The sequence below is a fragment of the Streptomyces sp. Root1310 genome (assembly GCF_001426425.1).
Lineage (GTDB): Bacteria > Actinomycetota > Actinomycetes > Streptomycetales > Streptomycetaceae > Streptomyces.
Genome location: NZ_LMEQ01000031.1, coordinates 11,313 through 25,096 on the forward strand (window position 1 = coordinate 11,313; position 13,784 = coordinate 25,096).

General features: G+C 73.0%; 10 protein-coding genes and 1 pseudogene. 9 read left to right on the top strand and 2 right to left on the bottom strand.

Features of this window, described 5'->3' with window-relative positions; genetic code table 11:
* Window position 1: 1 nt before the first annotated feature.
* The 3 genes and pseudogenes from ASD48_RS30750 to ASD48_RS30760 all read left to right on the top strand — a co-directional run.
* Window positions 2-3,437: pseudogene (locus ASD48_RS30750) on the top strand (HAMP domain-containing protein); the annotation flags it as partial.
* Between the two features lie 147 nt (window positions 3,438-3,584).
* Window positions 3,585-5,942: a SpoIIE family protein phosphatase gene (locus tag ASD48_RS30755; RefSeq protein WP_242432806.1), complete on the top strand. Its 2,358-nt coding sequence runs from the start codon at window positions 3,585-3,587 to the stop codon at window positions 5,940-5,942.
* A gap of 225 nt (window positions 5,943-6,167) precedes the next feature.
* Window positions 6,168-6,557 (top strand): STAS domain-containing protein, encoded by a 390-nt coding sequence (locus ASD48_RS30760; RefSeq protein ID WP_057605080.1) that lies wholly within the window; start codon window positions 6,168-6,170, stop codon window positions 6,555-6,557.
* A gap of 177 nt (window positions 6,558-6,734) precedes the next feature.
* Here the strand turns inward: ASD48_RS30760 and ASD48_RS30765 are convergent, their stop codons facing one another.
* Entirely contained in the window at window positions 6,735-7,208 is a 474-nt protein-coding gene (locus ASD48_RS30765) for a MarR family transcriptional regulator (protein ID WP_199876080.1), read from the bottom strand.
* A gap of 108 nt (window positions 7,209-7,316) precedes the next feature.
* Between ASD48_RS30765 and ASD48_RS30770 the strand changes: the two genes are divergently transcribed.
* The 6 genes from ASD48_RS30770 (at window position 7,317) to ASD48_RS30795 (ending at window position 13,147) form a co-directional block, all read left to right on the top strand.
* Window positions 7,317-8,483, top strand: coding sequence for a PP2C family protein-serine/threonine phosphatase (locus ASD48_RS30770; RefSeq protein ID WP_057605542.1), 1,167 nt, complete (start codon window positions 7,317-7,319; stop codon window positions 8,481-8,483).
* A gap of 75 nt (window positions 8,484-8,558) precedes the next feature.
* Entirely contained in the window at window positions 8,559-9,458 is a 900-nt protein-coding gene (locus ASD48_RS30775) for an STAS domain-containing protein (RefSeq protein ID WP_057605082.1), read from the top strand.
* A complete protein-coding gene (locus ASD48_RS30780; protein WP_020126259.1) occupies window positions 9,455-9,862 on the top strand; it encodes an STAS domain-containing protein in 408 nt (135 codons plus the stop codon). The genes ASD48_RS30775 and ASD48_RS30780 overlap by 4 nt, the downstream gene beginning before the upstream one ends.
* Window positions 9,859-10,305, top strand: coding sequence for an anti-sigma regulatory factor (locus tag ASD48_RS30785; protein ID WP_057605083.1), 447 nt, complete (start codon window positions 9,859-9,861; stop codon window positions 10,303-10,305). The genes ASD48_RS30780 and ASD48_RS30785 overlap by 4 nt, the downstream gene beginning before the upstream one ends.
* Window positions 10,302-11,408 carry an ATP-binding SpoIIE family protein phosphatase gene (locus ASD48_RS30790; RefSeq protein WP_057605084.1) on the top strand — a complete coding sequence of 369 codons (1,107 nt, stop codon included), beginning with the start codon at window positions 10,302-10,304 and terminating at the stop codon, window positions 11,406-11,408. The genes ASD48_RS30785 and ASD48_RS30790 overlap by 4 nt, the downstream gene beginning before the upstream one ends.
* A complete protein-coding gene (locus tag ASD48_RS30795) occupies window positions 11,405-13,147 on the top strand; it encodes a GAF domain-containing SpoIIE family protein phosphatase (RefSeq protein ID WP_057605085.1) in 1,743 nt (580 codons plus the stop codon). The genes ASD48_RS30790 and ASD48_RS30795 overlap by 4 nt, the downstream gene beginning before the upstream one ends.
* Before the next feature lie 7 nt (window positions 13,148-13,154).
* On the opposite strand, the gene ASD48_RS30800 is transcribed toward ASD48_RS30795, so the two are convergent.
* Entirely contained in the window at window positions 13,155-13,652 is a 498-nt protein-coding gene (locus tag ASD48_RS30800; RefSeq protein WP_242432789.1) for a MarR family transcriptional regulator, read from the bottom strand.
* Window positions 13,653-13,784 lie beyond the last annotated feature (132 nt).

The window sequence follows — 13,784 nt, forward strand, 5'->3', positions numbered from 1 at the left end:
NGCGGCGCGCCCGGTGCACGAGCTCCACCGGGGACAGGGTGCCGAAGTGCAGATGCCAGGTGGCGACCGCGGTGGCCAAGGGCGACCTCTCGCAGAAGATCACCGTCGACGCCCGCGGCGAGATCCTCGAACTCAAGAACACCATCAACACGATGGTCGACCAGCTCTCCGCCTTCGCCGACGAGGTCACCCGCGTCGCCCGCGAGGTCGGCACGGCGGGCAACCTGGGCGGCCAGGCCACCGTCCGCGGGGTGTCGGGCACCTGGAAGGACCTCACCGACAACGTCAACGTCATGGCGTCGAACCTGACGGGCCAGGTGCGCTCCATCGCCCAGGTCGCCACCGCCGTGGCCCGCGGCGACCTCTCGCAGAAGATCACCGTCGAGGCCAAGGGCGAGGTCGCCGCGCTGGCGGACGTCATCAACACGATGGTGGACACCCTGTCCGCGTTCGCCGACGAGGTGACCCGCGTGGCCCGCGAGGTCGGCACCGAGGGACGCCTCGGCGGCCAGGCCCAGGTGCCGAACGTGGCCGGCACCTGGAAGGACCTCACCGACAACGTCAACTCGATGGCCAACAACCTCACCGGCCAGGTCCGCAACATCGCGCTGGTGACCACGGCGGTGGCCCGAGGCGACCTGTCGAAGAAGATCGACGTGGACGCCCGGGGCGAGATCCTCGAACTCAAGACGACCATCAACACGATGGTCGACCAGCTCTCCGCCTTCGCCGACGAGGTCACCCGCGTCGCCCGCGAGGTCGGCACCGAGGGACGCCTCGGCGGCCAGGCCGAGGTGGAGGGCGTCTCGGGCACCTGGAAGCGCCTCACGGAGAACGTCAACGAACTGGCCGGGAACCTGACCCGGCAGGTGCGCGCGATCGCGGGGGTCACGAGCGCCGTCGCGGAAGGTGATCTGACCCGGTCGATCACCGTGGTCGCCTCCGGCGAGGTCGCCGAGCTCAAGGACAACATCAACTCGATGGTGGAGTCCCTGCGCGAGACCACCCGGGCCAACCAGGAGCAGGACTGGCTCAAGACCAACCTGGCGCGGATCTCCGGTCTCATGCAGGGCCACCGGGACCTGCCCGTGGTCGCCGAGCTGATCATGGACGAGCTGGTGCCGCTGGTGTCGGCCCAGTTCGGTGCCTTCCACCTCGCCGAGGACGGCGAGCAGGGCCCGGAACTGCGGCTCGTGGGGACGTACGGCTACCCCGCGGACGACGACCGTCCCGCCCGCATCCCGTTCGGCCGCTCGCTGGTCGGCCAGGCCGCGCGCAGCCGCCGCACGATCATCGTCGACGAGCTGCCGGCCGGCTATGTCACCATCTCCTCCGGGCTCGGACAGGTGGAGCCCAGCGCCCTGGTGCTGCTGCCCATCGTCTTCGAGGGGTCGGTGCTCGGCGTCATCGAACTGGCGTCGGTCGGCGCGTTCACGCAGATCCACCGGGACTTCCTGGAACAGCTGAGGGTGACCATCGGCGTCAACGTCAACACCATCGTGGCGAACGCCCGCACGGACGAGCTGCTCGACGAGTCCCAGCGGCTGACCGCCGAACTCCAGGCCCGGTCCGCCGAGTTGCAGTCCCAGCAGGAGGAGCTCCAGCACTCCAACGCCGAACTGGAGGAGAAGGCCTCCCTGCTGGTGGCGCAGAACCGTGACATCGAGGCGAAGAACCTCCAGATCGAGCAGGCCCGGCAGGAGCTCGAGGCGCGGGCGCAGCAGCTGTCCCTGGCGTCGAAGTACAAGTCGGAGTTCCTGGCGAACATGAGCCACGAGCTGCGCACCCCGCTCAACAGCCTGCTCATCCTGGCCCAGTTGCTGGCCCAGAACCCCTCGCGCAACCTCACTCCGAAGCAGGTCGAGTACGCGGGCATCATCCACTCGGCCGGCTCGGACCTGCTCCAGCTGATCAACGACATCCTGGACCTGTCGAAGGTCGAGGCCGGCAAGATGGACGTCTCGCCGGAGCAGGTGTCGCTGCGGCAGCTCATCGAGTACGTCGAGGCGACCTTCCGTCCCATGACGACGCAGAAGAGTCTCGAGTTCTCGGTGAGCACGGCCACCGGCGCCCCCGCCGACCTGCTCACCGACGACTCCCGGCTGCGCCAGGTGCTGCGCAATCTGCTGTCCAACGCGGTGAAGTTCACCGAGCAGGGCGGTGTGGAACTGCGCATCGAACCGGCCTCCGACGAGGAGGTGCCGAGCAGCGTGGTCCGCGGCAGCACCGTGGTGGCGTTCCGGGTGAAGGACACCGGCATCGGCATCCCGGAGCAGCAGCTGGAGACCATCTTCGGGGCCTTCCAGCAGGCGGACGGCACCACCAGCCGCAAGTACGGCGGCACGGGCCTGGGGCTGTCCATCACCCGGGAGATCGCGCATCTGCTCGGCGGCGCGGTCACCGTGGACAGCACACCGGGCCGGGGCAGCACCTTCACGCTCTACCTGCCGGTCGCGCGGCGGGACTTCCAGGAGGTCGTCGGAGGCGTCCGGCCGGTGGAGCGCGCCCTCGCCGGGCCGCCCGCGGCGATCCCCCTCGGCTCCCCCGGTACGCCCGCGGCCACCGGAACGGCCCGGCGGCCGCGCCGGCTGCTGGTGGTGGAGGAGCGGCCCCGCGGTCTGCTGACCCTGGTCGCCGAGAGCGTCGTGGCGGACATGGCGCGCGGCCGGGAGGACGGCACGTCGGCGGCGCCGGTCGACATCGTGACCGCCGTCGGGGCGCACGAGGCCGCGGGCGCGCTGGCCGCCGAGCCCTGCCACTGCGTCGTCCTGGAGCTGGGCATGCCCGACGCGGAGGCGTCCCGGTTCCTGGAGGCCCTGCACGACGACTCGGTGCTGACGGGCGTGCCGGTGCTCGTGCACAGCGGGCACCGCGCCGACCTCGCCCAGGAGGAGAGCCTGCAGTCGCGGGCGGCCGGCAAGCCGATGGAGTTCCTGTCCAGCCTGGACGAGCTGCGCGAGCGCATCACCCTGCATCTCTCGGCCGAGCAGCCGGGCGACGTGCTCGCCCTGGTCCGTCCGGACGAGCCCCAGCACGTGGCGCCGCATCTGCCGGACGACGCCGTCGTGGGCCGGACGGTCCTGGTGGTCGACGACGACGCGCGCAACCTGTTCGCGCTCAGCGGGATCCTGGAGCTGCACGGCATCCGCGTCCTGCACGCGGAGAACGGGCGCGAGGGGATCGAGACGCTGCGCAACAACCCGGACATCGCGTTGGTGCTGATGGACGTGATGATGCCCGAGATGGACGGGTACACGGCCACGGCCGAGATCCGCCGCATGTCCGAGTACGCCGACCTGCCCATCGTCGCGGTGACCGCGAAGGCCATGCCCGGGGACCGGGAGAAGAGCCTCGACTCGGGGGCCAGCGACTACGTCACCAAGCCCGTCGACACCCATGACCTCATGTCCTGCGTCCGACGCTGGCTGACCGTCTGAGGACGTTCGCCCCGCCCGAGCCACCAGGCGTCCCAGCCGAGGAGTCCGCACACCGTGAGCATTCCCGCACAGCCCACCAAGCCCGGCGAGGGCAGGGCGCTGCCCGCACCGACCGGAGAGCAGCCCGGATCCGAGGAGGGCGCGAACCTGCCGGAGCCGGAGGGCGCCGCCACGCCCTCACCCGTGGGCCGGCTCGCGGCCACCGTGGACCGGCTGCGCCGGGAGGTCATGGAGGCCCAGGCGGAGGCCGACGGACGCGCCCTGGTCGAACTCGCCAAGGGCATCCTGGTGGAGCGCCTCGGTTGTGGCCCGAGCGAGGCGGCACAGCAGCTGTCCGCGCTGGCCGGGCAGGCCGGCCTGAGTCCGCTGGAGTTCGCGGTGGACGTCATCAACCAGGCGGCCAAGGACCGCGTGTCGGAGGTGACCGAGGCGTTCCTGGCGGCCGTGGGCAGGCCGGACGATCCCGCCGAGCAGTCGGCGGCCGTACGGCTGCGGGCCGCGGAGAGCGGGGCGCTGGCGGCGGCGCACGACACCCAGGCGGTCGCCGACTCCCTGCTCCAGCACGCGCTGGGCCCGCTGGGCGCGGTGGCCGTGGCGATCTGGGCGGCGGGCTCCGACGGTTCGCTGACCCTCGCCGGCAGCGCGGGGTTCCCTCCCGGCGAGGCCGAGCGCTGGCGGTACGTGCCGCCGGAGGTGGCCACGGTGGCCCGCAGCGCCCACAGCGCGGGGACGACCCAGTGGATCGATTCGCTGGCCGGGACCGGGCTGCCCACCATAGGGCGGCATCTGCACCCGGACGGGGGCCGGGCGGCCGTGCCCGCCGGAACGGCCGGACGGGTGGACGGGATCCTGGAGATCGCCTGGCCGTCCCCGCTGGACCGGCAGCCGCCCGCGGTGGTGCGCCAGGTGGAGGCCCTGGCCGACCTGTGCGCCCACACGCTCCAGGCGTACGCGCATGTCCGGAGTTCCGATCAGGAACCCCCGGTCCTGCCGGACGCGCTGGAGCTGATGGACCTGACGGACGGGCTGCACGACCCGGCCCTCGTTCTGGTGCCGCACGTCGACCCGGCGGGAAAGCTGGCGGACTTCCGCATCCAGCACGTCAACGACCGTTTTCTCGACCCGGCGGGCCGGCCGCGTGCCGTGATCAACGGGGCCCTGCTCCTCGAGGCCTATCCGATGGCCGCCGGAGGCGGTGACCTCTTCCAGCGGATCGAGCGCGTGCACGCCACCGGCGAGCCCTTCCGCGCCCGCCGGATGAGCCTGACCGCGCTGGTCGGCGAGGTGCCGCTGGCCGCCGTCGCGGACGTCAGCATCAGCCGGCACGGCAACAGCGTGCTGCTGATCTGGCGGATCGAGGACGAGGCCGCCCGCCTGGCGAGTCTGTTGCAGAACGCCCAGCGTCTCGGCCGGATCGGCGGCTTCGAGGAGGACCTGCTCACCGGCGAGACGACCTGGAACGGCCAGCTGTTCACCCTGTACGGGCGGCCCGAGTCGAGCCCGCCGGTGCCGCTGGAGGACCTGGCCGCGCACACCCACCCCGATGACGCGGTCGTCGTCGGCAGGCTGCTGCGCACGCTGCTGCACCGCCGGCGTCCGGCGTCCGCCGCCTTCCGCCTGCAGCGGCCGGACGGGGTGACCCGGCACATGCGGATCGTCGCCGAGCCGGTGCTCGACACCGACGAACGGCTGGTCGCCGTGCGGGGCGCGTACCAGGACATCTCCTCGCAGCACTGGACGGAGGTGGCCCTCGCCGCCACCCGCGACCAGCTCGCGCAGAGCGAGCAGCACGCCAGCGAACGCAGCCGGCTGGCTCTCCAGCTCCAGCACGCCATCATGCCGCCCACCCGGGCGCCCCTGGAGGCCCCGGGCCTTCAGGTGGCGGTCCGCTACCGGCCGGCCGAGGAGGAGCACCTGGTGGGCGGCGACTGGTACGACGCCGTCGTCCTGCCCTCCGGGCTGGTGATGCTGTGCGTGGGTGACGTGGCCGGGCACGGCATCGAGGCGGCGACCAGCATGGTGGTGCTGCGCAACGCGCTGCGCGGTCTGGCGGTGACCGGGGCGGGTCCCGGTCAGCTGCTGTCCTGGCTCAACATCGTCGCCCACCATCTGACGGGCTCCATCACGGCGACGGCCGTGTGCGGCCTCTACGACCCCTCCCGGCACACCCTGCGCTGGGCGAGGGCGGGCCATCTGCCGCCGGTGCTGGTGCGGGACTCCCAGGCGGCGCCGTTGCCCGTGCTGAAGGGGATTCTGCTGGGCGCCGTGCCGGAGACGGTGTACGAGGAGGAGGAGGTCCAGCTGGCGGCCGACGACACCCTGCTGATGTACACCGACGGCCTGATCGAGCGGCGCGACCGGTCCGTGGAGGAGTCGCTGACCCAGTTGCTGGTGCAGGCCCGCACGGTGCCGCCGACGCTGGACCAGCAGCTGGACCGGCTGCTCACCTACAGCAGGTCCGACACGGACGACGACACCTGCATCGTGGGCATCCGGCTGCGCTAGACGGCCTTCTTGCGACGCTTCTCCGTCGTGTGTGCATGGTGGAGAGGTTCTGGGGTATTCGCCTGTGCGCGACACCAGGTCGGGGATCCGCAGACGGAAGGGCAGGACACAGGGCACATGACGACCGTCCCGTGCGGCCTCCCGCGCGTCCTCGCCGGCCGTCGCCGCGCATCGAAGTCGCCCACCGGGGTAGACGCTCCCGACCGTCAGCTTTCGGAGGTACGTGTGTCCATTGCCCAGAACCCCCTGTCCGTCGAGGTCACCCTGCCTCGCGAGGACGTCGCCCTGGTCACGGTCGAAGGCCATCTCGACCTCGACACGGCGACCGATCTGCAGGCCCATCTGGCCAATCAGCTGCACCACGGCCGACGGCATTTCCTCCTCGACCTCTCGGCGGTTCCGTTCATGGACTCCTCCGGCATGAACATCATCCTGCGGGTGTACCAGGAGGCCCGGGGGCTGCCGGGGAGCGTGCACGTGATCGCTCCCACACCGGCCGTGCGCCGGGTCCTGGACCTCACCGGGGTCAGCCTCACGGTGCCCATATCGGAGAAGGTCGACGAGGCTCTGGAGCTCGTCGACCGGCAGCAGCTCCCGGAGGAGCCGCAGGGCTGACCGGCGGCCTGCCGGCGACCGTCCGGCGGACGTCGGAAAGCGGGCGGCGGGGGCCGATTGCGGTCCAATACTTGTCATTTGACAACTGTGTACGTAAGGCAACAGAGTGAGCGGGACAGTGATGCGGGAGGGAAGACGGATGTGCCTGTGGGCGAACCCGGTCCCCCGGGGACACCGTCAGGCGGTACGCGCGTCCGTGGCGTCGGAGTCGTGGATCTGTTCGGCCGCGGCCGAACAGAACGCCTCCAGCCCCCTCAGCAGCGCGGCGCGCTGCACGGCGGGCATCTGCTCCAGCACCCTTTCCAGCGCGGCCTCCCGACGTGATCTGAGGTCCGCGAGGAAGGCACTCCCGCGACGGCTCAGGAAGAGCTCCACCTCCCGGCGGCTCTCGGCGGCGACCCTGCGGTCGACGAAGCCGACGGCCTGGAGCCGGTCGCACAGGCGGCTGGTGGACGGCGGCGTGGATCCGAGGAACTCGGCGAGGGTGCGCAGGTTGATTCCCTCGTGGTGCTCCAGGATGAACAGCACGCGCAACTGGGAGGCGGAGACCGGTGCCGTCGAGGCACGGCCCCAGAGGACTTCCAAGAGCTCCGCCGCCTCTGAGGTCACACGCGCCACCTGGAGTGGCTGCGGACGCGAGGAGGGGGACATCACGGTCACACTCTCGCAGGCTTCTGGACGGCTGTCAGCCCACCCCCGTCGCCGGGGGCACCGCGGGCCCGACGCCACGGCATCCCGGAGAACGTCGTGACCGACCCCGTGAACAGACTCGTCGCCGCCGCGCGGGCCCTGCGCTCCGCCGCCCCGCACCAATTGCCCGACGTCCTGAGCCAGGTGCTGCGCACCCGGTACGGGGCGCAGGCCGTGGAGCTGCGGCTGGCCGACTACGGCCTGACGGTGCTGCTGCCCGTGCCGCCCGCGCCGAGCGGCACCAAGTCGGCGCCCGTGCAGGGCAGCGCGCCCGGGCGGGCCTTCGGATCGCAGCAGCCGTACGTCGAGGAGCCGGCCGACGGCCGGGTGCGGGCGCATCTGCCGGTGACCGTGCGCGGTGACCGGCTGGGCGTGCTGTCCCTGACGCTGCCCGCGCGGACCCGGGAGTCCCTCGCCGAACTCACCGAGCTGGCCGAGCTCCTGGGGCACGAGCTGGTGGTCGCCGAACGCGACACCGACCTGTACGCGCGGGCCCGGCGCAGGGAACGGCTGACGCTGGCGGCGGAGATGCAGTGGCAGTTGCTCCCGGCCCGCTCGTGCGCCCGGGAGGAGTACGCCCTGGGTGCCCAACTCGAGCCCGCCTACGCCGTCTTCGGCGACAACTTCGACTGGGAGGCGTCCGCCGACCATCTGATGGTCTACGTCACCAACGGAATGGGCGAGGGCATCGAGGCCTCGCTGCTGACCAGCCTCGGCATCAACGCGCTGCGCAACGCGCGCCGGGCCGGCATCCCGATCGAGGACCAGGCGGCCCTGGCCGACCAGGCGCTGTACGCCCACTACCGGGGCGAGGCGCACCTGTCGGTCCTGCTGGTGGACATCGAGCTGTCCACGGGACGGATGCGGATCGTCGACGCGGGCTCACCGCAGCTGCTGCTCCTGCGCGACCGGGTGCTGTCCCTCGTGGACCTCGACGCGCAGCTGCCGCTGGGCATGTTCGAGGAGACCGACTACGTCGCCCAGGAGCTGACCCTGCTGCCCGGCGACCGGCTGCTCTTCGTCAGCGACGGCGTCCACGGGGTCGCGGCGCCGGGCGGCGAGTCGTACGGCGAGCACGCCCTCGCGCGGGCGCTCGGCAACGCCTCCCTGCTGCCGGCGGCGGACGTCCCGGCCGCGGTGCTGCGCGGGCTGACCGGGCACCGGGGAAGGCCCGAGCCGGACGACGACGCGCTGGTCGTGTGTCTCGACTGGTTCGGGAAACGGCCCGCACCGTAGCCCGCCGCCCACCGCCCGCCTTCGGCGGGCCCGCGGTGGCGAGACAGAAACCGATCAGGACGAGGAGAGAAACACGTGCCGGAGCACGAAACGGCCGCAGAGCACACCACGCCGGCGAGCGAGGTCGGGAGGTTCCTGCACCGCCGCCGTGAGCAGATCGCCCAGCGCTGGGCGGACGAACCCCTGTTCCGCACGGTGTTCACCGTCTCGCGGGACGAGGCCGTGGAGGCGGGCCGGGTCGTCGTCGACGCGCTCGCCCAGGTCGCCGAGTCCGGCCGGGTGGCCGACACGGACGCGGCCGGATTCACCGCGGTCCGCGAGCAGCTGGCCAGGATGGTGGCCTCCCGCGCCCGCTTCGGTCTCACCTCCGGCCAGGTGTCCACCGAGGTGGACGGCCTCCGCCCGCCCGCCGTGAACCTGCTGGTGGCCGATCTGCCCGAGGCGGTGCCCGAGCACCTCAGGGAGTGCACGACCCTGCTGACCGTGCTCATGGGCACCCTGCGGCTGGTGGTCCTGGAGACCTCGCTGAGCGAGGGCCAGGCGCTCATCGACCGACAGCACCTGGAGCTGCTGGAGGCCGCCACCCCCGTCATCCGGCTGTGGGACGGCATCGTCGCCGTACCGCTCATCGGGACCCTCGACAGCGCCCGCAGCCAGGTCGTGATGGAGACGCTGCTGGAGTCGGTCGTCGACCAGCAGGCCCGCTTCGCGATCCTGGACATCACCGGGGTGCCGATGGTCGATTCGCTGGTCGCGCAGCACCTGATGAAGACCGTCGCGGCGGTCCGGCTGATGGGCGCGGAGTGCGTCGTCTCCGGCATCCGGCCCGCCATCGCGCAGACCATCGTGCACCTCGGCCTGGACCTGGGCACGGTGGTGACCAGGGCGAGCCTCGCCGACGCCCTGGGGTACGCCCTGAAGCGGCTGGGCGCCGACATCGTGCTCGCGACGCCCGGCGGTGCGGGTCCCCGGTGAACCACGACCTCTCCCTCTCGGGCACGGCCCACGTGCCGGTGCTCCGGCTCGGCGACGTCCTGCTGATCACCCTCCAGGGCGACCTGCACGACGGTACGGCGGAGCAGCTCCAGCAGGACATCGCCGAGCAGATCGTCCGCAACCGGGTGACCGGCGTGGTCATCGACATCTCCGGGGTGGAGATCGTCGACTCGTTCCTGGGGCGTGTCCTGGCCGAGATCGCGGCGAGCTCCCGGCTGCTGGCCGCGCGGACCGTGGTGGCCGGCATGCGCCCCGCGGTGGCGATCACACTGGTGGAGCTGGGGCTCTCGCTCCCCGGCCTGCGGACCGCTCTCAACACCGAGGCGGCCCTCGAACTCCTCGCCATGACGGCTCCGGGCGGCCCGCGCCGGGAGCCTCGGTGAGCGGGACGGTCGCGGGCGTCGAGGCCCGCCTGCCGATCCGCTCGGACCTGGACCTGGTGTGGGTGCGGCAGCACGTGCGCCAGGCCGCCGCGGCGCTCGGCTTCGGCCTGGTGGACCAGACGAAGCTGGTCACCGCGGCCAGCGAACTGGCCCGCAACACCCTGGTGTACGGCGGTGGCGGCGAGATGGCCGCGGAGCACGTGTGCGACGGGCGGACCGACGGGCTGCGGCTGACGTTCCGGGACCAGGGTCCGGGCATCGCCGACCCGGAGCGGGCACTGAGCGACGGCTACACCTCCGGCGGCGGGCTGGGTCTCGGCCTGGGCGGTGCGCGTCGTCTCGTGCACGACTTCTCCCTCGACAGCACGCCCGGCGTCGGCACCACGGTCACGGTGACCTCCTGGGCCGCCCGGCCGCCGCGGCAGCGTGAGGAGCCACGATGACGCAGGTGTGGGACGTCCCGGTGCACGACTCGACGCGGGTGCGCGACGCCCGGGTGGCCGCGGAGGGCGCGGCGGCGCTGGCGGGCCTGGACCGGTCGCGCACCGCCGACGCCGTGCTCGTGGCGACCGAGCTGGCGACGAACCTGCTCAAGCACGCCCGCGGCGGACAGCTTCTCGTCGAGGCGGTCACCCCGCCGGGCGGACGGCCGGGAGGCCTCGTCGTGCAGGTCGCCGCCGTCGACCACGGGCCGGGCATGTCCGACGTCTCCACCGCCCTCGGCGACGGATTCTCCACGGCGGGCTCGCTGGGCGCCGGCCTGGGCACCTGCCGGCGGCTCGCCGACGACTTCGACCTGCACAGCGTCCCGGGCCGCGGGACGGTCGCGCTGGCCCGGATCGGCGGCCCGGCCCGCAGCCGCGGCCGCCGTGAGCCGGCCCCCGGACCGGCCGGGACCGCGGCGCCGGACCACTCCTCGGTCGCGTCCCCCGCGTTCTCCGCGCGGGTCGGTGGCGTCAACATCCCCTTCCGCGGCGCCGCGTGTTCCGGGGACGCCTGGACCTGCGTCCGTGACGGGGACCGGCTGACCCTGATGCTGGCCGACGGGCTGGGCCACGGCCCCGAGGCGGCCCGTGCCTCGATGACGGCGGTCGACGAGGTACAGCGCTCACCCCACCTGCCGCCGGCCGAACTGCTGCGCCGGCTCGACACCGCGCTGCGCGGCACGAGGGGCGCCGCGGTCGCGGTGGCCCAGCTCGACCTGCGGTCCGGACGGCTGCTGTTCGCCGGCGTCGGCAATGTGGGGGCGCGGCTGCGCGAGGGCGACTCCTGGCGCCATCTGCTGTCCCGGCCGGGGATAGTGGGCGCGCACCGGCCGACGAGACTGCCCGAGACCGAGGCGGTCTGGGCCCCGGACCGTCTGCTCGTCCTGCACAGCGACGGGCTGTCCAGCCGCTGGGCGCCGCCGGTCGATCCCCGCCTGCTGTCCTGCGACCCCGCCGTCACCGCCGCCGTGACGGTCCGCGACGCCGGTAGTTCCGCCAGCCCGGTGCGTGACGACACCGCCGTGGCCGTCCTGTCCCCGACGCCGCCGGATGGTCCATGAATCACACCTGGCCGATCAGCACCCTCAGCGACGCGGCACGCGCGCGGATCACCACCGCGCGGGTGGCCGCCGCGTACGGAGTACCGCCGCTCGAACGCACCCGGATGGCCGCCGCCCTCAGCGCGCGGCTGCGCCTGTGTCTGGCCAAGGGCGGCAGCTGGCGGTTCGTCCTGACGGTGGCGAAGGGCTCGCTGCGGGTCGAGGTCTCCCCCTCCCCCGGCGACGGCGAGCGGCCGTGGTGCGTCACGGCGGCCTGCCCGGAGTCGGCCGCGGGCCCTGATCTCGACGCCGCGGCGGACGACGCGACCGCCCTCGCGGAGGCCCTGCTCGGCGCCGACGAGGACACCGCCCTGGTGCTGGAGCGACTCGCCCAGCAGGAGGAACTCGTCGCCTTCCACCGGGAGGAACTGCACCAGACCAACCAGGGCGTGCTGGCGCTGCACGCCGAACTGGACGCCGCCGGGCGCGCGCAGCGCGAGGCCTTCGCGGCGGAGCACGCCGCCCGCCGGGAGGCGGAGGACGCCCGGCGCAGGCTGACGTTCCTCGCCGACGCCAGCGCGACGCTGACGGCCTCCCTCAACCACGAGGAGATCGCCCGCCTGCTGCCCGAGCTGCTAGTGCCGGAGTACGCCCGCACGGCCGACGTCTGGCTCTTCGACGCCGAGGACGAGCGGGCGTCGTCCGTTCCGCGTGCGGCGGCGGCCGTGATCGCGGCCCGCACCGGACGGCCGCAGTACGCGGCCGAGCACCCCGGGGGGCTGCCCGGGGTGGACGACCAGCCGCCGTCGGCCCTGCATCCCGGCCGGCCCCTGCTGTGCGTGCCGCTGCCCACCCGCAGCGCGCCCCTGGGCGTCGTGACGCTGACCGCGCCCGGCGAGCGCTGGGACCCGGACGACGCCGTCATGCTCGTGGAGCTCACCCGGCGGGCCGGCGGCGCGCTCGACAACGCCCGCCGTTTCGAGCACAACCGGGACATCGCCGAGACCCTCCAGCGGGCCCTGCTGACCGACCTGCCGACCACCCCCGGCCTGCGGCTCGCGGCCCGCTATCTGCCGGCGACCTACGGGCTGAACGTCGGCGGCGACTGGTACGACGCGTTCCGGCAGCCCGACGGCAGCCTGATCACCGTCATCGGCGACGTGACGGGGCACGGGCTGCACGCGGCGGTGATGATGAGCCAGCTGCGGACCGCGCTGCGCGCCTACGCCGTGGACGGCGGGAGCCCGGGGGAACTGCTGACCCGGCTGCACATGTTCCTGCACCATCTGCAGCCCGACCTGTACGCGACGGCCGTGATCGCCCGCTTCCAGCCCGGCGAGCCGGTGCTGACGTGGGCGGCGGCGGGTCATCCGCCGCCCGTGCTGCGCGGCCCGGACGGGCGGGTGCGCACCCTGGACGCCAAGCCGGGGGCGATGCTCGGCATCCCGCTGCACCAGGAGATCGCCGACCACACGGTGCCGTTGGAGCCCGGGTCCACGCTGGCGCTCTACACCGACGGGCTGGTCGAGCGGCGGGCGCAGGGCATAGACCCGGGCATCGATCGGCTGGCGGCGGCTCTCGGCGCGTTCCGGGCCGAGGAACTCGACGCGGACCTGGACGGGTCGGCCGAGCGCATCCTGGAGCCGATGCTGAGCGACTCCGAGCGGGACGACGACGTCTGCCTGCTGCTGTGTCACGTGGGTCACGCGGACGGCCACACGGACGGCCGGCCCGACAGCCGTCCCCGGCCCGGCTCCTGAGGAGCGGTCAGCCGTCCGCCGGGTCCTCGGATCGCCGGCCCGCCGTGTGGGCCTGGTGGAAACCGGAGAGCCCGTGTTCCAGTGCGGTGCGCTGGGCCGGGGTCATCGCCTCGAACACGGAGGCGAGGCGCCGTACGCGGCGCTCGGCGACGTCGGTGAGCAGGCGTTGTCCGTAGACGGTCACCACGAGCTGCACCTCGCGCCGGTCACTGGGCTGCACGGTCCGCTCCAGCAGTCCGGCGGCCTCGAGCCGGTCGCAGAGGCGGCTCGCGGTGGGCAGACCGACGCCCAGGTCCTCGGCCAGGGCCGTCATGTTGAGTTCCGGACGGCTCTTCACCGTCCGCAGCGCCAGCAACTGCCGAGCGGGCAGCCGGGGTCTGGTCTCCTCCGCGGCCGTGAGCCAGCAGGCCACCAGGCTCTCCACCGCTTCGGCGAGTTGCCCGGCCTGTGTCCGACGACTGTCCCACCGGCCGTCGTCGGTGCCGTCCGCGCACCACACCGCCACTATCCTCCGGCCTCCGCAATTGTCATGTACGACGGCCTACCCGAAGGCAACGGGCGTACACAGGCCCGGAGGGGGGTACGTCGGTCACCTCAGGAGAAACGTTCGTCTGCATGCCTCGCCCGGCTGGCGGAA

Coding starts and splice junctions, on each gene's coding strand:
- ASD48_RS30765 (WP_199876080.1), bottom strand. CDS start 7,208: ATGTCCCCCTCCTCGCGTCCGCAGCCACTCCAGGTGGCGCGTGTGACC.
- ASD48_RS30790 (WP_057605084.1), top strand. CDS start 10,302: ATGACGCAGGTGTGGGACGTCCCGGTGCACGACTCGACGCGGGTGCGC.
- ASD48_RS30795 (WP_057605085.1), top strand. CDS start 11,405: ATGAATCACACCTGGCCGATCAGCACCCTCAGCGACGCGGCACGCGCG.